Genomic DNA, 19,154 nt, shown 5'->3' with positions numbered 1-19,154 from the left:
AGCTTCACGCGCGCGGCGCGTGCGTCGCCCGGCCCGGCGCGACGTCGAGGGCGGGGTCCGTCCCCGCCGCCGGCTCCTCGCCGCCGTCCGCCCGGACCGGCGACGCGTCGACCGAGGACGGAGCGTCCGCCGAGGCGGGAGCGTCTGCGCGGGAGGGGATCTCGGCAGCGGCCGCCTCGACGGCTCGGGTCACGAGCACCCCGAGGACTCCGAGGCCCACGGCGCCGACGACGAAGACGAGGGCGACGGCCACGAGACCGCCAGGGGCCTGCCAGGACCCGGGCTCGAGGACGTCGCGGAACGGCCGGGAGACACCGACCGAGTACCGCCGATAGGCCGTGGCGAAGCTGGCTACCTGCCCCACCGTCGCGGCGCTGACCACCACGACGACCAGGCGGAGCCACCGCTCGTGCGACGGACGCGCGTGCTGCCAGGCGAGCCCCGCGACGATCACCATGCCGACGAACACCGGGAGGGAGTAGCGCCCCTGCCAGATGTAGCCGAAGGCGGCGGCGCTCGGGGCCTGGAGCACCGACGGGACGAGCAGGAGGGCCACCATCAGGAGGCCGGCCCCGACGAGGGCCCGACGACGGGCGAAGCCGAGCGCCCCGGCGACGACGAGGCCCACGCCGGCCGTCCAGCCGTAGTACACGGGCTGCGGCAGGCCCGTGTCGAACCAGCCGAGCACACCGATCATCTCCGTGCCGTAGTTCTCGGTCGCGGCGAGGGTGTGCAGGACGGCCGGCAGGAGGGTGTCGCGGGCAGGGTCCGAGGACGGGATGAACCCCGCCGGCGCAGCCACCAGGACGGTCCACGCCGCGGCGGCGCCGAGGCCGACGGCCGCCACGGCCGCCGCGAGCCAGACCGGGCGTCGCCGGAGGAGGTCCCCCACGTCCCGGACGGGCACGGTCAGCAGCACCGCGACCACGATGAGCAGGACGAAGAGGGGCGAGGCCGATCGCGCGTTCCCGGCGACCACGCCGGCGACGACGAGGGCACCGGCGCGGACGCCGAGTCGAGGGCCGTCGGGGTCGTGGACGATCAGCCAGGCCATCGCGGCGAGCGCCAGGCACCCGGTGACCTCGACCCCGTTGGGGTTGACCATCCCCCCCAGGTAGGTCGCCATCGGGGTCAGGGCCACGGCGGACCACGCGGCCACGGCTGATCCCCTCCGCATCTGTGCCGCCGCCCAGGCGACCACGCCGACGAAGAAGGCGTTCACCAGCGCCGACACCAGGCGCATCCCGATGACGGCGGCGTCACCGCCGAGGAAGAGCGAGGGCCAGCCGACGAGAGCGTAGTAGAGGGGGTTGTAAGACCCAACGCCGCTGGTCGCGGCGAACTCGTCGTCACCGAAGGAGTCGAGGTCGGGCTGGCACGTCGCGGGGACGGTGGGCTGGGCGGCCGTGCACGCCATGGCGCCGCCCAGGTCGGAGACGTCCCTCGGCAACGTGAAGGCCTCGATGCCCGTGGCGTCCGTGGGCCCGCCCGTGAGGTCGCCCCGGACGGTCGCGGCGGCCTTCACGACATGGCTCGGCTCGTCGGGCGCGGAGGAGATCGGCGTGGCCAGCGACCACCCCGCGAAGAGCAACGCGGCGAAGAGCCATCCGGCCAGGAAGGCGACGGAGGGCCGTCGGACGAGGAGCGACGCGGTCATGGTGAACCAGTATCGTGCACCGCCGGCCCGCCGCCGACGTCAGCGAGCGGCGTAGTCCGCGCCGCCGGTGACGGCCGACGCCGGGATCGACAGGGAGCTGAGCACGTTGTAGAAGCCCACGCTGTTGAGCTGCTTCGACGGGACGCCGACGGCGGTCATGGCGTCCACCATGCCGGGCGAGGTCATGTGGCGCAGGCTGCGGACGCCGACCATGCAGGTGTAGCCGAGGCCGACCCCGGGGAGCGTGTCCGTGCAACGGAGGATGAGCAACGTGTGTCCTTTCGACGGTGAGCGGGAGGAAGCGCGGGCTGGTCAGCCCCAGAAGTAGTCGGCATCGGCGCGGATCGCCGACCGAGGGACGCCCATGGACGTCAGGACGTTGTAGAAGCCGACCCAGTCGAGCTCGTAGTACGGAGTGCCGACGACGCGCATGGAGTTGACCATGTCGATCGTGGAGAGGTGCCGGAGGCTCCGGACCCCGACGAGCACGGTGTAGCCGGCCACCGGGTACTCGCTCAGCGGGCCCGTGCAGCGGATGATGACCGTGTCGACGTCCTCGGCCTTGACGGTCTTGTTGACGTTCGAGGGGCCGGTCCAGGTCCCGGTGTAGTCGAAGTGCCACGGCTCCGGACGGGAGAACCCGTTGCCGGTGGGCCGCCAGCCGTAGGAGGGGGCGTTCGCGTCCATCCAGCGCTTGGCGGTGCTGCCCGCGGTCTCGACGCCGGCGCCGAAGTCACAGGAGATGCCCCAGCCGTGGTTGGACGTGCCGGGGTACGCGGCCAGGTTGCCGGTGCCCGCCTGGTAGCGGTTCCAGTAGTCGACCTGCCTGCCGTAGTCGCGGTACCCCTCGGTGATGGTCAGCGTCCTGCCGACCGCCTGACGGAACGCGAGGCTCATCGAGAGGTACTGGCGGGCGGCGTCGTCGCGGAGGAACCCCGAGCCGGCCACCGACGCCGAGACCGTCGTGAGGACGTCGGACGGGACCCTGCCGTTGGTGAACCCGCCCCAGGCGGACTCCTGAGCCGCGACGAGGGCCTGAGCGGTGCTCTGCACCGCAGCGGTCGTCTCGCCGAGCCTCGGAGCGGCGTGGGCGGCGTCGCCGACGCCCGTCAGCGCGACCCCGGTCACGGCGCTGGCGGCGGCGTAGCCGAGGAGTCGCCGGCGGTCGAGGCTCCCCTCGCCCCGCGGGGCCGGTGCGGTCGGGTCGGGCACAGTCATCCCACGACGCTCCCACGGAGCGGGGGGAACGACCACCCCCACATCGGGTATCGGCAGAACGGGGGACACGCCCCCGGACCCCCTCGTCGTTTGTACACTTGCCTGAGCCCCGTCCCCACCTGAAAGCAGACAGCGTGAAAATCCTCGTCACCGGCGGAGCCGGCTTCATCGGCTCCAACTTCGTCCGTCGCACGATCGAGGACGCGTACCCCGGCCTCGAGGGCGCCGAGGTCGTCGTCCTCGACGCCCTGACGTACTCGGGCAACCTCGAGAACCTCATCTCGGTCGCCGAGTCGCCGCGCTTCCGCTTCGTGCAGGGCGACATCCGCGACGGGGCACTCCTCGACACGCTCTTCCCCGGGGTGGACGCCGTCGTCCACTTCGCGGCGGAGTCCCACGTCGACCGCTCCGTCCGCGACGCCTCGATCTTCGTCGAGACGAACGTCCTCGGCACGCAGCAGCTCCTCGACGCCGCGCTCCGGCACGACCTGGCGCGCTTCGTCCACGTCTCGACCGACGAGGTCTACGGCTCCATCGCCGAGGGCTCCTGGGCGGAGGACCGCCCCCTCGAGCCGAACTCGCCCTACTCCGCGTCGAAGGCCGGCAGCGACCTCCTGGCCCGTAGCTACCACCGCACGCACGGGATGAACATCTCGATCACCCGGTGCAGCAACAACTACGGCCCGTACCACTTCCCCGAGAAGGTCATCCCCCTCTTCGTCACCAACCTCATCGACGACGTGCACGTCCCGCTCTACGGGGAGGGGAACAACATCCGCGACTGGCTCCACGTCGACGACCACACCCGCGGCATCGCGATGGTCCTGGTCGACGGCCGCGCGGGCGAGATCTACAACATCGGCGGCGGCACGGAGCTGACCAACAAGGAGCTCACACAGCTCCTCCTCGACGCGACCGGCAAGGACTGGTCGTACGTCGACCGCGTGCAGGACCGCCTCGGCCACGACCTCCGCTACTCCGTCGACATCTCGAAGATCCGCTCCGAGCTCGGCTACGAGCCCCAGGTGCCGTTCGCCGAGGGCCTCGCGGACGTCGTCCAGTGGTACCGCGACAACCGTCAGTGGTGGGAGCCCCTGAAGGAGCGCGCGGCCCTCGCATGAGCCACGCCCAGCACGCCAAGTACCTCGTCACCGGCGCCCGGGGCATGCTCGGCTCCGACCTCGTCGAGGCCCTGTTCGGGCGCGACGTCACCCTCCTCGGCCGCGCCGAGCTCGACGTGACCGACCGTGACGCCGTCTTCGCCGCGGTCGAGGGCCACGACGTGGTGGTCAACGCCGCCGCCTACACGGCCGTCGACGCCGCGGAGACCGACGAGGACGCTGCCCTGGCGGTGAACGGCACCGCCGTCGGCCTCCTCGGCGAGGCGACGGCCGCCTCCGGCGCCAAGCTGGTCACGGTGTCGACCGACTACGTCTTCGCCGGCGACGCGACCCAGCCCTACTCCGAGGACGCGCCGTACGCACCGCTGAACGCCTACGGCCGGACGAAGGCGGTGGGTGAGCGCGCCGCCCTCGCCGCGAACCCCGACGGCACCTACGTCGTCCGCACCGCGTGGCTCTACGGCCGGCACGGGGCGAACTTCCCGAAGACGATGCTCGGCCTCGCCGCGTCCCGGGAGACGCTCTCCGTCGTGGCCGACCAGGTCGGGCAGCCCACCTGGACCCTCGACCTCGCCCACCAGATCGTCGCGCTGCTCGACGCGGACGCGCCGGCGGGCGTGTACCACGGCACGAACTCCGGGCAGACGAGCTGGTGCGACTTCGCGCGGGAGACCTTCCGCCTCGCCGGGCTCGACCCCGAACGCGTCCTGCCCACCGACAGCTCGACGTTCGTCCGCCCCGCGCCCCGCCCGAGCTACAGCGTGCTGGGGCACGACGCGTGGGGGCGGGCCGGTCTCGCCCCCATGCGCCCCTGGCAGGCGGCGCTCGCGGAGGCGAGCTCCTCCGGCGTCCTCGGCGAGGCCGCGGGGGGGCGATGACCACCCTCCGTGTGGTCGTCGACCAGGTCCTCGCTCCCGTCCCCGGGGGCATCGGGCGCTACACCAGCGAGCTCACGCGCGCCCTGCTCGCGACGGCCCCCCGGGGCTGCGATGTCGAGGGCGTCGTCGCGGCGCACCCCCAGGCCGACTACGACAGGCTCACCGACCTCGTTCCCGGTCTCTCGCGGTTGACCAAGTCCCCGCTGGGACGCCGAGAGCTGGCCGTGGCCTGGCAGACCGGCCTCGTCGGCCTGCCAGGCCGGGGGATGGTGCACGCGACGAGCCTCCTGGCGCCCCTGGGCCGACACGACCGCTCGCTGCAGCCCGGCGACCAGACGGTGGTGACGATCCACGACACCGTCCCGTGGACTCACCCGGAGACCCTGACGCCCCGCGGCGTCCGGTGGCACAAGGCCATGACCAAGCGTGCACACCGCTACGCGGACGCCGTGGTCGTCCCCACCCACGCCGTGGCGTCCGAGCTCGCCGAGCTGTTCCCGTTCGGCGACCGGCTGCGCGTCGTCGGCGGCGCGGTGAGCAACGACCTGCGCGTGCCGGACGACGCGGACGCGGTGGCGGACGCCCTCGACCTGCCCGACCGGTACGTCCTCAGCGTCGGGACGGTCGAGCCCCGCAAGGGGCTCGAGCCCCTCATCCGTGCGCTCGCCCACGCCGACGCCCCCGACCTCCCCCTCCTCGTGGTGGGGCCCGAGGGCTGGGGCGACGTCCGGGTCGCCGACGTGGCGGCTGCGGCCGGCCTCGAGCCGGAGCGGGTGCGGACACTCGGGTTCGTCTCGGACGCGCAGCTGGCCGTCCTGCTGCAACGCGCCTCCGTCTTCGTCTTCCCGAGCCTGGCCGAGGGCTTCGGTCTCCCGGTCGTGGAGGCGCTCAGCCTCGGGACCCCGACCATCGTCTCCGATGCCCCCGCCCTCGTCGAGGTGGCGGACGAGGCGGCCGTCGTCGTGCCCCGGCACGACGCTGAGGGCTACCCCGAGCGCCTCGCGCAGGCGATGTTCCAGGTCGTCACGGATCTCGAGCTCGCGTCGCGGCTCGGCATCGCCGGGCTCGACCGGGCCCGCGCGTTCAGCTGGCGCGACTCCGCCGACAAGGTCTGGCAGCTGCACGCCGACCTCTGACCCGCGCCCTCGCGGCCCCGAGCTGCAGCCCCTACGGAGCAGCAGGAGCCGGCGCGGTCGCCGCCGCGACGTCGGCCTGGATGACTGCGTAGTCGGGGTAGACGTTCGAGTAGGTCGGCGGCACGATCTCGAGGTCGGCGATCGGCTGCTCCTTCGCCTCCAGGGCGAGCTCCACGAAGGCACTGAGCGCGCCCTGGGGGATGTCGGTGTCGACGGTCTGCGCCCCGGCCGAGGCCACCGACTGGAACTTGGCGAGCACGGTCGCGGGCTGGAACTGCGACAGGAGGGCCTGCTGCACCTCGCGCTGTCGCGCCATGCGGTGGTAGTCGTCCGACCCGTGCCGGGCGCGGGCGTACCAGAGCGCGTGGTAGCCGTCGAGCACCTGCTTCCCCGGCTCGATCCAGCCGTCCACGTTGATCGGCTCCCCCGCGCTGTCGACACCGCCGTTGATGGGCAGGCGCCCCTCGGTGTTGTCGACCGTGATGCCGCCGAGCGCGTCGATCAGCTCGACGAAGCCCTGCATGTCGATGAGCACGTAGTACTGCAGCGTGAGGCCGGTGACCCCCGAGACGGCGTCGCGCATGGCCTCGATGCCGGGGTTGCTGCCCTTCGACTCGGCGTCGGGGTAGAGATCGGGGTGCTCTTCGCCGTAGGTGTAGAGGTAGCTGACGAGGCAGTCGTCGCCGCACGCGTACCCGTCGGGGAACTCGCCCCAGAGGGGCGAGCCCTCGCTGAAGGGCGCGTTGTAGAGGTTGCGGGGGATGCCGATGATCGTCGTGGCTCCCGTCTCGGCGTCGATGCTGGCCACCGAGATGCTGTCGGGGCGGAGCCCGGTGCGGTCGGCACCCGCGTCTCCCCCGAGCAGGAGGATGTTGTAGCGGCCGTCGACGGGGTCCGCCGCCGCGAGGCGCGAGGTGAAGAGCGAGTCGAGCAGGCCGTGCTGCACGCCCGTGAGGTAGGCGCCCCAGGCCGCGGGCCCGACGGTGCCGGCGAGCAGCAGCACCATCACGCCCGCGAGGAAGCCCCTCGCGGTCGGCAGCGTCCGGATGATCCTCACGAGGCGCAGCGTGTCGATGGTCAGCACGGACCAGAGCACGGCGTAGTAGACGAGGAAGACCTGCACCACGGTCAGCGCGGCCACGTTCGTCGCCACGTCGAAGAGGGGCGTGCGCCAGAAGAGAGCCAGCGCCGCCGTGACGAGGGCGACGGCCCAGAAGACCAGGGTGGAGGCGAGGCCCCAGCGGCCGAGTCGCCGGCTGCCCGCCAGCACCTGGGCCGAGCCGGGCACGACGACGTTCAGCAGCACCAGCGTCCAGGCCCGCTTCGTCATGAACGACGGCGAGGTCAGGTCGGGGTGCCGCACGGGCAGCTGAGCGCTCACAGCGACCGGTGGAGGGCGGCGTTCTTCTCCTCGACGAGCTCGCCCAGCCCCGTGGCGTAGTCGGCCAGCCGGGTCGAGAGCGCGGGGTCGGAGATGCCGAGGATGCGGGCGGCCAGGAGACCGGCGTTCGCCGCTCCCCCGATGGACACGGTCGCGACGGGGATGCCCGCCGGCATCTGCACGATGGAGAGCAGCGAGTCGAGCCCGTCGAGCTTCGCGAGCGCGACGGGCACGCCGATGACGGGCAGGGTCGTCAGCGACGCGAGCATGCCGGGCAGGTGGGCCGCTCCCCCCGCCCCGGCGATGACGACCCTGATGCCGCGCCCCGCCGCCTGCTGGCCGAACCGCATCATCTTCTCGGGCGTGCGGTGCGCCGACACGACCTCGACCTCGTGCGCCACGCCGAGCTCGCTGAGGATGTCGGAGGCGCTGCGGAGGGTGGGCCAGTCGCTGTCGGACCCCATGACGATGGCGACCGAGGGCGCGACGGCGGGGTCGTTCGGCCGCGTCGTGGTGGTCGGCTCAGAGGCGATCGGGTCAGGCACGAGGGAGAGGATAGCCGTCAGTCCTCGAAGAACCGGACAGCGGCGCGCGCTCGGGCGAGCACGTCGGCGAGCTCGGCGCCCGTCGTCGTCACGTGGCCCACCTTGCGGCCCGGGCGCGGGTCCTTGCCGTAGTCGTGCACCTTGGCGCCGGGCTCCGCGGCCATCAGGGCGGGCAGGCGGTCGGCCATCGTGCCGGTCGCGGGCCCCCCGAGCACGTTGACCATGACGCTCCACGGGTGGTGTGCGCCGGTGTCGCCGAGCGGAAGGTCGAGCACCGCGCGGAGGTGCTGCTCGAACTGGCTGGTGGCCGCTCCGTCGATGCTCCAGTGGCCCGTGTTGTGGGGCCTCATCGCGAGCTCGTTGACGAGCAGACGACCGTCGGCCGTCTCGAAGAGCTCCACGGCGAGCACGCCCGTCACGCCGAGCTCGTCGGCGACGCGGCGCGCGATCTGCTCGGCTGCCTGCTGGAGCTCCGGCTCGCTCCGAGGTGCGGGCGCGGTGACCTCGGCGCAGACGCCGTCGCGCTGCACGGTCTCCACCAGCGGCCACACCGCGATCTCTCCGCTCGGACGACGCGCGACCAGCTGTGCGAGTTCGCGCTCGAACGGGACGAGCTCCTCCACGAGCAACACAGCGTCCTCGCCCTGCTCGGCGAGCACGGCGAACCAGTCGTCGGCCCCCGCCGGATCGTCGACCACACGGACGCCCTTCCCGTCGTAGCCGCCCCGGGGCGTCTTGACGACCGCGCGACCTCCGTGCTCGGCGAGGAAGCCGGCAAGGTCGGCCGCGTCGCGCACCTCGGCCCACTCGGGCACCGGCAGGCCCAGCTCGGTCAGTCGACGTCGCATGACGATCTTGTCCTGGGCGACCGCGAGGGCGGCCGGCGCCGGGTGCACGGCCACGCCGGCCTCGACGAGGGCCGTGAGGACGTCCTGGGGGACGTGCTCGTGATCGAACGTGACGACGTCGACGTCGCGGGCGAACGCGAGGACGGTCTCGGCGTCGTGGTAGTCGCCCACCTCGCTCGCCGCGAGCCGCGCGGAGCTCCCGACCGCCTCCGCGAGCACGGTGATCTCGACGCCGAGGTGCACGGCGGGCGGCACCATCATGCGAGCGAGCTGCCCTCCGCCGATCACGCCGATCCTGTAGGCCATCTCGTCTCCTCGTCCTCCGCGCGGGTGTCCGCCCGGTCAGGGGGACGCGCTCACATGCCGTCGTCGGGGCTCGTCGAGCCCCCTCCATCTTGGCGGATCACCGGGCCCGACGTGTCCGCCCCTCGTCGTCGTCCGTCGCCCGCCGGCCCGGGTCGACCGTGCAGCGCGGCCGGTCAGCTGACGATCTCGCCCGAGACCTGCGGCGACGACGGCGTGCCCGCCACGGAGCAGCGGAAGGTGACCTTGGCGATGCCGACGTCACTGCCGGAGAAGACTCCGTCGACGTCGATCGAGAGCCCTGCCCCTGCGGTGAAGAGGGCCTGGCTGGAGCGGGGGTACCACGTGTAGTCCTCACCGAGGGCAGCGCCGGCGGCCTCGACGCAGGCGTCGTAGGCGGTGTCGTCCGTCCAGCCTCCGGCCTCGTCGGTCGGCACGGGCACCGGGCTGACGGGGGCGGGGTCGGCGGTCGGCACGTCGGGCGCCGGCGGGCCGCTGGACGCCGTAGGCGTCGGGGCGTCCGTGGGCGAGGGGGTCGCCGACGGCACGGACGCGGACCGCGTGGGAGTCGACGTCGGCTCGGAGTCTCCGCCGCTGACGCACCCGGTCAGGGCGAGCACGAGCCCCGTCGACACGACGAGGACGACGGACGCGGCGCGGGGAGTCATGACGTCGATGCTAGGGCTCTCGTCAGGGCCTGCCGAGACCCCGCGCCTCGAAACCGTGATCACGCCAGAGCGCGAGGTCGAGCACGGTGCGGGCGTCGATGACCCGCCGATGGGCCATCGAGCGGCCCACGGCCTCCGGATCGAGGCCCCGGAACTGCCGCCACTCCGTGAGCACCAGCGCGAGCGCCGCTCCCTGGATGGCCTCGTCGACGCTGTCGACGTACTCGAGGCCGGGAGCGACGAGCGCTGCCGTGGTGTTGGCCTCCGGGTCGTAGGCCACCACGTGCGCCCCCGCCTCCTGGAGGGCACGCGCGACGTCCAGGGCGGGCGAGTCGCGGACGTCGTCGCTGTCGGGCTTGAAGGCGAGGCCGAGGACGGCGACCTTCGCTCCGACCACCTCGCCCAGCATCTCGAGAGCCAGGTCGACGACGTACCGACGTCGACGCATGTTCACGGCGTCGACGTCGGCGAGGAAGGCGAGCGACTCGAGGCCGAGCTCGTCGGCCCGGGCCTGGAACGCCCGGATGTCCTTCGGGAGGCACCCGCCGCCGAAGCCGAGGCCGGCGTTGAGGAACCGGCGACCGATGCGCGCGTCGTGCCCGATCGCGTCGGCCAGCTGGGTGACGTCGGCCCCCGTCGCCTCGGCGATCTCGGCCATGGCGTTGATGAACGAGATCTTGGTGGCCAGGAAGGCGTTCGCCGACACCTTCACCAGCTCGGCCGTCGCGTAGTCCGTCACGAGGCGCGGCATGCCGGCGGTCAGCGGGCCGGCGTAGACCTCGTCGAGCAGGGCGGTCGCCCGCTCGCCGCCCTCGCCGCCGGGCACGCCGTAGACGAAGCGGTCGGGCGAGAGGGTGTCGGCCACGGCGAAGCCCTCCCGGAGGAACTCCGGGTTCCAGGCGAGGTCCGCCCCCGAGGAGGCGCGCACCAGGTCGCCGAGACGGGCTGCGGTGCCCACGGGGACGGTCGACTTGCCGACCACGAGGTCGCCGTCGGAGAGGTGCGGCAGCAGGCCGCCCACGGCCGCGTCGACGTAGCGGAGGTCGGCGGCGTGGCTGCCGGCGGTCTGGGGCGTGCCCACGGCCACGAAGTGGACCCGGGCCCCCGCCGTCTCGGCCATGTCGGTCGTGAAGCGCAGCCGACCGCTCGCGACCCCCCGGGCCAGGACCTCCGGCAGCCCCGGCTCGAAGAACGGGGCCCGACCGGCGGCGAGCTCGGCGACCTTGGTCTCGTCGACGTCGACCCCGACGACGTCGTGCCCGAGCTCGGCCATGCAGGCCGCGTGGACCGCACCGAGATAACCGCAACCGATCACAGAGATTCGCATCGACATACCTTATTCCAGTTCGGGCTCGGACGCCAGTCGGCGAGCAGGGCGACGTCGGCGCTCAGCGGCCGGGCCGCTCGGTCCAGCCGCGATCGTCGCCCCAGGGCTCCGGCCGCTCGACCGGACGCCGCCGCGCGAGCGGCTCGGACGCCGCCTCCATGAGGTCGTGCAGCGTGGCCTGGACCAGGTCCGCCGACGGCACGTCCCAGAGCACGACCGGCCGGTCGAGGCCCGTGCCGACGAGCACGTCGCCGCTGCGGAACAGGCTCTGCGCGGCGTTCCGACGCACGGTCAGGTCGTAGCCCCGGCTGTGCAGCAGCTCCTGTCGGGTGCGCACGAAGAAGCCTCGTCGGACGATGAGGCGCCGCGTGGTGATCACGGTGTGGCGACCCAGCCAGACGAGCAGCGGGACCGCCCAGAGCAGCAGGGCGAGGAGCGCCGCCGCTCCGAGCACGGCCCACGTCTGCCACCCGGCCTCGACGAGGCCGCTCAGCCACCCGGCGCCGGCGCAGATCGCGATGAGGGCCACCGAGGGCCAGAACAGGACCCGAGCGTGAGGGCGCAGCCGGGCGACCACGACCTCGGGCGGCTGCTGGTCGGCCGTGCCCACCGCGTCACCCATGGCGGACGTGGGTGACGTCGCCCGAGGCCACCGACCGCTCGGCGCCCGACGGCGTGCGGACGACGAGACGGCCGCCCTCGTCGACGGCGACGGCGAGGCCCGCGAGCAGCTCCCCCGAGGGCAGCTCCACCCGCACCTCGCGGCCGAGCGAGCTGCACTCGGCGGCCACGCGGGCGTGCAGGCCGGAGGAGACGGCGTCGCCCCCGGCGGCGGCGAGCGCGTCGAACCCGGTGAGCACCTCGTCGAGCCAGCCGGCCACGACCAGGTCGGCCAGCGACTCCGCGGAGCCCTCGGCCCCCTCGAGCCGGAGCGACGTGGAGGAGTCGGTGGGCAGCTCGTCGCGGGGCGTCGTGAGGTTGACGCCCGCGCCGACCACCACGGCCGACGCGCCGGGGCGCAGCTCGGCGAGGACTCCGCACACCTTGGCCCCGCCGACCTGCACGTCGTTCGGCCACTTGAGCCCGACGCGGTCGGGGCCCACCAGCGACGCGACGGCGGCGCGCATCGCGAGGCCCGCCAGCAGGGGCACCCAGCCCAGCGCGTCGACCGGCAGGGAACCGCGTTCGAGGAGGACGCTGACGGCCACGGTGCGGCCCGGCCGGGCGACCCACCGCCGGTCGAGCCGGCCGCGGCCGGCCGTCTGCGAGAGCGTGGCGAGGACGGCGCCGTGCGGGGCCGAGGCGTCGGCCAGCAGGTCGGCGTTGGTCGAGCCCGTCTCGGCGACGTGGACGAGGCGGGGCGAGCGGGCGGAGGCGAGCGGGAACGTCACGCCGTCAGCCTAGGCGTGTGAGGAGTCCCACAGCGCGGGAGCCGATCGACGTGCGACGAGCTCCAACGGCCGGGGAGCGCCCCCTGGGTAGAGTGAGGCGCGTGACTTCCGACACCACCCGCCCCGAGGCCGACGGCCCGGCGGCCCCCCAGCCCGACCTGCGGACGACGGCGGGCAAGCTCGCCGACCTGAAGAACCGGTACCACGAGGCCGTGACGGCGAGCGGCGAGGCCGCCGTCGCCAAGCAGCACGCCAAGGGCAAGATGACCGCCCGCGAGCGCATCGACGGGCTGCTCGACCCCGGGTCGTTCGTCGAGCTCGACGAGTTCGTCCGCCACCGCACCCACGCCTTCGGCATGGAGGCCAAGCGCCCCTACGGCGACGCCGTCGTCACCGGCACGGGCACCATCCACGGCCGCCAGGTGGCGGTCTACTCGCAGGACTTCACGATCTTCGGCGGCTCGCTGGGCGAGGTCGCGGGCGAGAAGATCATCAAGGTCATGCAGCTGGCGCTGAAGACGGGCGTGCCGATCATCGGCATCCTCGACAGCGGCGGAGCGCGCATCCAGGAGGGCGTCGTCGCCCTCGGCAAGTACGGCGAGATCTTCCGGCTGAACACCGCCGCCTCGGGCGTCATCCCGCAGATCTCGCTCATCATGGGCCCGGCCGCGGGAGGCGCGGTGTACTCGCCCGCGCTGACGGACTTCGTCATCATGGTCGACAAGACGAGCCACATGTTCGTCACCGGCCCCGACGTGATCAAGACCGTCACGGGCGAGGACGTCGGCTTCGAGGAGCTCGGCGGAGCGCTGACCCACAACAAGGTCAGCGGGGTGTCGCACTACCTCGCGAGCGACGAGGACGACGCCCTCGACTACGCCCGGTCGCTGCTCTCCTACCTGCCCGACAACAACCTCTCGGAGCCGCACGTCTTCGACCGGCCGGTCGAGCTCGAGACGACGGACGCCGACCGCACGCTGAACACGCTGATCCCGGACAGCCCCAACCAGCCCTACGACGTCACGACGGTGATCGAGCACGTGGTCGACGACGGCGAGTTCCTCGAGGTCCAGCCCCTCTTCGCCCCCAACATCGTCATCGGCTTCGGCCGCGTCGAGGGCCGCTCGGTCGGCGTCATCGCCAACCAGCCCTCGGCCATGGCCGGCACGCTCAACATCGAGGCCGGCGAGAAGGCGAGCCGGTTCGTCCGCTTCTGCGACGCCTTCGGCATCCCCATCCTCACGCTCGTCGACGTCCCCGGCTACCTGCCGGGCACCGACCAGGAGTGGACGGGCGTCATCCGGCGCGGGGCCAAGCTCCTCTACGCGTACGCCGAGGCCACCGTGCCGCTGGTCACCGTCATCACGCGGAAGGCCTACGGCGGGGCCTACATCGTCATGGGCTCCAAGCAGCTCGGGGCCGACATCAACCTCGCCTGGCCGACCGCCGAGATCGCCGTCATGGGCGGCCAGGGCGCCGTCAACATCCTCTACCGGGGCGAGATCAAGGCCGCCGAGGCCGCCGGCGAGGACGTCGCCGCGGTGCGGGCCCGGCTGGCGAGCGAGTACACCTACAACGTCGCCAGCCCGTTCCTGGCCGCCGAGCGCGGCGAGCTCGACGGCGTCATCGAGCCGGCGGCCACCCGGGTCTCGGTCATCAAGGCGCTCCGCGCACTGCGGACCAAGCGGGCCGAGCTGCCTCCCAAGAAGCACGGGAACATTCCGCTGTGAACGACGTCCTCCGCGTCGTGGCGGGCTCGCCGACTCCGGAAGAGCTCGCCGCCGTCACGGCCGTCCTCGCCGCCGTCGAGGCCGAGACCCGGAGTCGGCGCGACACCGAGGCCGTGCCGGCGAGCCCCTCGGAGTGGTCGTCGCGGGCCCGGGTCGTCCGACGCCCGCTCCCTCACGGCCCGGGCGCCTGGCGCAGCCCGGTCCGCTGACCCCGCGGGGCCCCGCCGACGTACCCCGCCCTGTCCCCCGGTCGAGTCGGTCCCGCGGGGCCGGCCAGGGCGAGATCCGCGCGGTCAGTGCTCCCGAACGGGGGTAGACCGACCTATCGTCCCCTCGGTGTCCCCCTAAATGACGACTGTGGACACCCTGGGTCGACCGGCATAGTCATCAGTGCTAGGTGTCTCTCTCTGAGTAGCACCGCCGATCGAGGGCCGACTAGGGTAAGCGGGTTCCTCGACCGGGGGCGGGTCAGGGCGGTATTCGGGTTACCGCCCTGACCCAGTGACGTTCCCCAGGAGGGCCGGACTCATTGTCCGGCCCTCCTTCGTCGTCCAGGGCCCCCAGCCTGCTCCGGGCACGACCGGGGCGTGGCCGCTACGGAGCCGCCTGCTCCGGCACCGAGCGCGGGATCTGCAGCCAGAGCTGGACCTCGTCGCCGTCGTCGTCCTCGTCGGCCTCCGCCGCGACTCCTCGACCGAGGGCGCTGGAGCTCAGGTCGGCCGAGCCGAGGCCCACGACCGTCACCGCGTCGTCGCCTCCGCCGGAGGCCGTCCGGATGATGATGCGGTCGGCGGACGAACCGTGCAGCGCCTCGGCGAGGGCCTGGTGGATGCGTCGCAGCTCCCGGGCGTCGAGGTCGTCGATGCCGCCCTCGTCGAGCAGGCTGACGACGGCGCCTCGGCGTCGGGCGGCCATGACCTCTCGCCGGACGTCGTCGTCGAGGAGGCGGCGGCCGCGGATCTCGTCGCGGATCGCGCCCTCGAGGTGGAGGCACTCCTGCCGCTGCTCGGGCGTGAGGTCGCCGCCCTGGGCCACGATCTCCTGAAGCATCGGCCGTGCGGTGCGGCTGGTCTGCAGGAGGCGGTACTGGCGTTCGTTGACGTGCGCCTCCTGGGCGGCCTGCCAGTCGGCCGCCTCGTGCTCGGCGAGGATGAACTCGCGCGTCTCCCGGCCGGCGCGGGTCAGGGTGGCCGTCATCGCGTGCGCGAAGGCGACCCACGAGACGCTGCCGACGACCCCGAGGTCGGCGACGGCGCCGAGCCCGCCCCAGGTCACACCGTGGACGGCCATGAAGCCGACCCCGAGCCAGGCGAACCCCTGGCGGCGACGGGTGGCGACGATGACCATCAGCGTGCCGATCGCCGCGACGTACCAGGTGGCGTAGCCGTTCTTCTGCGACGGGTCGAGCTGCGACGTCACGAGGAGCGGCATGACGACGCTGACGGCCAGCGCGAACGCGGCGAGCCAGACGGGCATGCGCGCGCGGCCCGAGGGCCAGAGCACCATGACCGTCACGACGACGTAGACGACCATGCACGCCACGACGGGCCACGGGTCGTCGAAGCGGTCGAGGCTGACGGCGGCGAGGACGAGGTGGTAGCCGGAGAAGACGGCGGCAAGCAGGACGATCAGCCAGCGCGGGACGCTGACCCTCACGACGCGGCCTCCTCGCGGGCGGCGTCGGCGGGGCCCACGACGTCGCCGCTCGGCCAGGCTAGGCGCACGACGGTGCCCTCGCCGGGGCGCGAGTCGATGCAGGCGAGCCCGCCCGCGTTGGCGAGCCGCTCGACGATGGAGACCCGGACGCCGAGGCGCCCCTCCGGCACGTGCCCGGGGTCGAACCCCCGGCCGGTGTCGCCGACCTCGACGAGCGCTCCGCCGGTCTCGGTCCACTCGACCGTCACCCACCGTCGGACGTCGTCGCCGCCGGCGTGCTGGCAGCTGTTGACGACGGCCTGGACGGCCGCGCTGTAGAGCGCCTCGGCCGCCGGCGAGGGGATGCCGTGGCCGTCGATGCCGCGCGTGCTGACCTCCACGTCGGCGCCCATCTCGCTCGTGACGACGACCAGCCGGTCGCGCATGGAGCCGAGGGTCGTCGCCGACTCGTCGAAGGGCGTCTGGCTGGCGGCGCTGGAGAGGTGCGCCACCGCGTTCCGGGCCATCGAGGTCGCGAGGACCTTCTCCTCCGCGCTGTAGGCCCGCGCCGCCTGGATGAAGGTCGTCAGGACGCTGTCGTGGACGATCGCGTCGACCTCGACGCGCTCGAGCTCGGTCGCGTGCTCGCGGATCGCGTTCGAGTACCGCGCCACCGCGGTCGCCTGGGCCGCGTCGACGTTGGCGCTGGCCTGCCGCAGGATCAGGACGAGGATGAGGACGGCGCCGCCGAGCAGCACGGCGTAGACGGAGTCGAGGGCGGCGCGGGAGACCGTCGCCCCGCCCCCCGAGGGCGTCAGCCGGATGAGCCCGTAGACCAGCGGGGCGACGAAGAGGTAGCCGGTCGCGATCCAGGCCGAGAAGGCGAAGGCGGCCGCCGCGGTGGCCACCGTGCAGAGGTACCAGAGCCAGGGCACGGAGGGCTGCACGACGCTCGGGTCCTGGACGGCCAGCGGCCAGGTGATGAGGGCGATGAGGTAGGCGACCGCGACGAAGGCGCTGGCCGTCTCGACGCCGCGGACGAGGAGGCTCGCCACCCCGATGGCGACGAAGCCGCCGAACATGGCCAGGCCGATGATCCAGGCCCACGCCACCTGCATGCTGCCGATCTGGGCGAGCATGCTCGGGAAGGCCTGCAGCCCGAAGATCAGGCCCGCGAGCGCGATGACCCGGCCGAGGACCTTGTCGAAGAGGGCCTGGCTGATCGGGTTGCGCGAGGCGCGGGGCGGGGCGGGAGCGGTGAGCGCCCGCTCAGCGGCCATCGCCGCCGTCCGCGTCGAGGCCCGGCAGGATGCCGTCCTCGACGGCGCGACGCAGCAGGTCGACCTTGGTGGGTGCCGGGCGGCCGACCTCGACGTACTTCACGCGGATGCGGTCGAGGTACTCGCGGGCCGTCGAGTAGCCGATGCCGAGCTGCTGGGCGGCGAGCTTGAGCGGGAGGCCCGAGGCGTAGAGGTGGAGGATCTCGCGCTCGCGCCGACCGAGCTGGGCCTTCGCGAAGTCGCGGTCGGCGTCGATCGCGCTCGCCCACTCGAGGTTGTTCAGCACGTCGCCGCGGGCGACCGTGGCGACGGCGGCCATCACGGTCTTCGTCGCCGACGACTTGGGGATGACGCCGGCCGCGCCCGCCGCGAGCGCCTCGCGCACGCTGGCGACCCGGTCGGCGATGCTGTGGACCAGGACGGCCGAGCCGGTGGCCTGGACGCGCTTGACGTTCTCGGTGACGGTCGAGCCGTCGCCGAGGGAGAGGTCGAGCACGACCACGTCGACCTCGCGGCCGGCGAGCGCCTCGACGAGCTCCTGCACCCCCGCGGCGGTGAGCACGACGTCGAAGCCCTCGTTCTGGCACGCGGCCTGGATGCCGAGGCGCACGGACTCGTGGTCGTCGACGATGGCGACCCTCACGGGCGGAGCGGGCGGGGGCGAGACCGGAGCGTCGGTCGTGGCGTCAGTCACGGTGGGTCCTTCTGTCGGCGTGCGGCCGGTCCCTGATCCCGGCCGTGCACGACGCCATCGTATCCGCCCGGGGCGGCCGCGTCAGCGTCGGCGCAGCTGCACGACGGTCTCGACGTGGTGCGTGTTCGGGAAGAGGTCGAAGGCCCGGAGACGGACGGCGTCGTAGCCCGCGTCGCGGAACAGGGCGACGTCGCGGGCGAGGGCGACCGGGTCGCAGGCCACGTAGACGACCTGGGCCGGCGACAGCTCGCCGAGGGCGGCCACGACCTCCTTGCCGGCGCCCGAGCGCGGCGGGTCGAGCACGACGGTCGCGGCCCGCGCGCGGTCGCGCTCGGCGGCGGTCGCGCGGTCGGCGCGCTGGCGGACCCAGCGCTCGACGCGGCCCGTCTCGGCCGAGGCGCCGAGCCACTCGGCGAGGTTCTCGGAGGCGTGCTCGGTGGCTCGCTCGTCGCTCTCGACGCTCGTCACGCGGACGGAGGGGCCGAAGGCGTCTCCGAGCGCAGCCGCCAGCAGGCCCACGCCGCCGTAGAGGTCGAGGTTGTCGGCGCGCGGGTCGAAGAGGTCGACGTCGACCATCTGCTGCACGGCGGCCGTCAGGGTCGCCGCGGCCTCGCGGTGCACCTGCCAGAAGCCGCGGTCGTCGAGGCGGAAGCTGCGGTCACCGACCGTCTCGGTGATGGTGGTGGGCGCCTGGCGCCCGATGACGAGGCGCGCTCCCCCGACGCTCGGCGCGAGGACGTCGACGTGCTCCTCGCCGGCGAAGGCCTCGCCGAGCGGGGCCGCGGCGGCGACCTCGTCGGTGGCGAGCGGCAGGTCGCGGACGGGCACGACGCGGTGCGAGCGCGCCGCGTACTGGCCGGGTCGGCCGTCGGCGTCGAGGTGCAGGCGGACCCGCGTGCGCCAGCCCGTCCCTCGGCGCTCGTCGTCGCCCGGCAGGGCCTCGACCGTGACGGTCGCCTCGGCCTCGGGGACGCCGCCGGTGCGCACGAGCGCGTCGCGCAGCACCTGCGACTTGAGCTCGCGCTGGTGGGCGAGGTCGACGTGGCCGAACTCGGCGCCGCCGGCCCGGTCGACCGGGTCGACCTCGAGGGCGGCGGCCGACCACACGTGCGGGCGCCGGTGCTCGCTGGCCTCGACCACCGACACGGTGTCGGCGCGCCAGAACGACTTCTTCTTGTCGTCGGTGACGCGGGCGACCACCCTCTCGCCCGGCAGGGTGTCGCTGACGAACACCACGCGCCCGTCGAGGCGGGCCACCGAGATGCCCCCGTGTGCGATGCCCGTCACGTCCAGTTCGACCTCGCGGCCCAGCATGTCTCCCATGCGTCGAGTCTGACAGGCT

Annotated in this window: 19 protein-coding genes; 5 read left to right on the top strand and 14 right to left on the bottom strand. The window is 73.4% G+C overall.

Annotated elements, in window-relative coordinates; translation table 11 throughout:
• Positions 1–4 precede the first annotated feature (4 nt).
• Genes IFT72_RS02150 through IFT72_RS02140 form a run of 3 tightly spaced genes read right to left on the bottom strand, consistent with a single transcriptional unit; the run spans position 5 to position 2,875 of the window.
• Positions 5–1,657, bottom strand: coding sequence for a DUF2142 domain-containing protein (locus IFT72_RS02150; protein ID WP_192045439.1), 1,653 nt, complete (start codon positions 1,655–1,657; stop codon positions 5–7).
• 39 nt (positions 1,658–1,696) lie between these two features.
• Complete coding sequence (locus IFT72_RS02145; protein WP_192045438.1) at positions 1,697–1,927, bottom strand: hypothetical protein; 231 nt, start codon at positions 1,925–1,927, stop codon at positions 1,697–1,699.
• Positions 1,928–1,969: 42 nt separating this feature from the next.
• A complete protein-coding gene (locus IFT72_RS02140) occupies positions 1,970–2,875 on the bottom strand; it encodes a D-alanyl-D-alanine carboxypeptidase family protein (RefSeq protein WP_192045437.1) in 906 nt (301 codons plus the stop codon).
• Positions 2,876–3,009: 134 nt separating this feature from the next.
• Here IFT72_RS02140 and rfbB point away from each other — a divergent pair, with 134 nt between their 5' ends.
• From rfbB to IFT72_RS02125, 3 genes are read left to right on the top strand one after another with little or no spacing between them, the layout of a single operon-like run.
• Positions 3,010–3,996, top strand: coding sequence for a dTDP-glucose 4,6-dehydratase (gene rfbB / locus IFT72_RS02135; RefSeq protein ID WP_192045436.1), 987 nt, complete (start codon positions 3,010–3,012; stop codon positions 3,994–3,996).
• Positions 3,993–4,874: a dTDP-4-dehydrorhamnose reductase gene (gene rfbD, locus IFT72_RS02130; protein WP_192045435.1), complete on the top strand. Its 882-nt coding sequence runs from the start codon at positions 3,993–3,995 to the stop codon at positions 4,872–4,874. The genes rfbB and rfbD overlap by 4 nt, the downstream gene beginning before the upstream one ends.
• Positions 4,871–6,010, top strand: a complete 1,140-nt coding sequence (locus IFT72_RS02125) for a glycosyltransferase family 1 protein (protein WP_192045434.1) — start codon at positions 4,871–4,873, stop codon at positions 6,008–6,010. Before rfbD ends, IFT72_RS02125 begins: the two co-directional genes overlap by 4 nt.
• Before the next feature lie 31 nt (positions 6,011–6,041).
• On the opposite strand, the gene IFT72_RS02120 is transcribed toward IFT72_RS02125, so the two are convergent.
• The 7 genes from IFT72_RS02120 to IFT72_RS02090 all read right to left on the bottom strand — a co-directional run bounded on the left by IFT72_RS02120 (position 6,042) and on the right by IFT72_RS02090 (position 12,473).
• Positions 6,042–7,391: an LCP family protein gene (locus tag IFT72_RS02120; protein WP_192045433.1), complete on the bottom strand. Its 1,350-nt coding sequence runs from the start codon at positions 7,389–7,391 to the stop codon at positions 6,042–6,044.
• Positions 7,388–7,855, bottom strand: coding sequence for a 5-(carboxyamino)imidazole ribonucleotide mutase (gene purE / locus IFT72_RS02115; protein WP_192045862.1), 468 nt, complete (start codon positions 7,853–7,855; stop codon positions 7,388–7,390). Before purE ends, IFT72_RS02120 begins: the two co-directional genes overlap by 4 nt.
• A 98-nt stretch (positions 7,856–7,953) precedes the next feature.
• Positions 7,954–9,090 carry a 5-(carboxyamino)imidazole ribonucleotide synthase gene (locus IFT72_RS02110; RefSeq protein WP_192045432.1) on the bottom strand — a complete coding sequence of 379 codons (1,137 nt, stop codon included), beginning with the start codon at positions 9,088–9,090 and terminating at the stop codon, positions 7,954–7,956.
• Positions 9,091–9,263: 173 nt separating this feature from the next.
• Positions 9,264–9,755, bottom strand: a complete 492-nt coding sequence (locus IFT72_RS02105; protein ID WP_192045431.1) for a hypothetical protein — start codon at positions 9,753–9,755, stop codon at positions 9,264–9,266.
• Positions 9,756–9,777: 22 nt separating this feature from the next.
• Positions 9,778–11,082 (bottom strand): UDP-glucose/GDP-mannose dehydrogenase family protein, encoded by a 1,305-nt coding sequence (locus IFT72_RS02100; RefSeq protein WP_192045430.1) that lies wholly within the window; start codon positions 11,080–11,082, stop codon positions 9,778–9,780.
• A 61-nt stretch (positions 11,083–11,143) separates the two neighbouring features.
• On the bottom strand, positions 11,144–11,704 hold the full coding sequence (locus IFT72_RS02095) for a PH domain-containing protein (RefSeq protein ID WP_192045429.1): 561 nt from the start codon (positions 11,702–11,704) through the stop codon (positions 11,144–11,146).
• Positions 11,697–12,473 (bottom strand): biotin--[acetyl-CoA-carboxylase] ligase, encoded by a 777-nt coding sequence (locus tag IFT72_RS02090; protein ID WP_056053293.1) that lies wholly within the window; start codon positions 12,471–12,473, stop codon positions 11,697–11,699. Before IFT72_RS02090 ends, IFT72_RS02095 begins: the two co-directional genes overlap by 8 nt.
• 101 nt (positions 12,474–12,574) lie before the next feature.
• Here IFT72_RS02090 and IFT72_RS02085 point away from each other — a divergent pair, with 101 nt between their 5' ends.
• Both IFT72_RS02085 and IFT72_RS02080 read left to right on the top strand, forming a co-directional pair.
• Positions 12,575–14,203: an acyl-CoA carboxylase subunit beta gene (locus IFT72_RS02085; RefSeq protein ID WP_056055730.1), complete on the top strand. Its 1,629-nt coding sequence runs from the start codon at positions 12,575–12,577 to the stop codon at positions 14,201–14,203.
• On the top strand, positions 14,200–14,412 hold the full coding sequence (locus IFT72_RS02080) for an acyl-CoA carboxylase subunit epsilon (protein ID WP_192045428.1): 213 nt from the start codon (positions 14,200–14,202) through the stop codon (positions 14,410–14,412). The genes IFT72_RS02085 and IFT72_RS02080 overlap by 4 nt, the downstream gene beginning before the upstream one ends.
• Positions 14,413–14,797: 385 nt before the next feature.
• Here IFT72_RS02080 and IFT72_RS02075 read toward each other — a convergent pair whose 3' ends face one another.
• From IFT72_RS02075 to IFT72_RS02060, 4 genes are all read right to left on the bottom strand, one after another.
• Complete coding sequence (locus IFT72_RS02075) at positions 14,798–15,859, bottom strand: hypothetical protein (protein WP_056053287.1); 1,062 nt, start codon at positions 15,857–15,859, stop codon at positions 14,798–14,800.
• Positions 15,856–17,118 carry a sensor histidine kinase gene (locus tag IFT72_RS02070; RefSeq protein ID WP_056053284.1) on the bottom strand — a complete coding sequence of 421 codons (1,263 nt, stop codon included), beginning with the start codon at positions 17,116–17,118 and terminating at the stop codon, positions 15,856–15,858. Before IFT72_RS02070 ends, IFT72_RS02075 begins: the two co-directional genes overlap by 4 nt.
• Positions 17,108–17,812, bottom strand: a complete 705-nt coding sequence (locus tag IFT72_RS02065) for a response regulator transcription factor (protein WP_056053280.1) — start codon at positions 17,810–17,812, stop codon at positions 17,108–17,110. Before IFT72_RS02065 ends, IFT72_RS02070 begins: the two co-directional genes overlap by 11 nt.
• Positions 17,813–17,893: 81 nt before the next feature.
• Positions 17,894–19,135 (bottom strand): class I SAM-dependent RNA methyltransferase, encoded by a 1,242-nt coding sequence (locus tag IFT72_RS02060; RefSeq protein WP_192045427.1) that lies wholly within the window; start codon positions 19,133–19,135, stop codon positions 17,894–17,896.
• Between the last annotated feature and the right edge of the window lie 19 nt (positions 19,136–19,154).

This window comes from Frigoribacterium sp. CFBP 8754 (assembly GCF_014841815.1).
Taxonomy (GTDB): Bacteria; Actinomycetota; Actinomycetes; order Actinomycetales; family Microbacteriaceae; genus Frigoribacterium; species Frigoribacterium endophyticum.
Note: the sequence above shows the minus strand (reverse complement) of the source record. Positions and strands in the feature narration are given on the sequence as shown.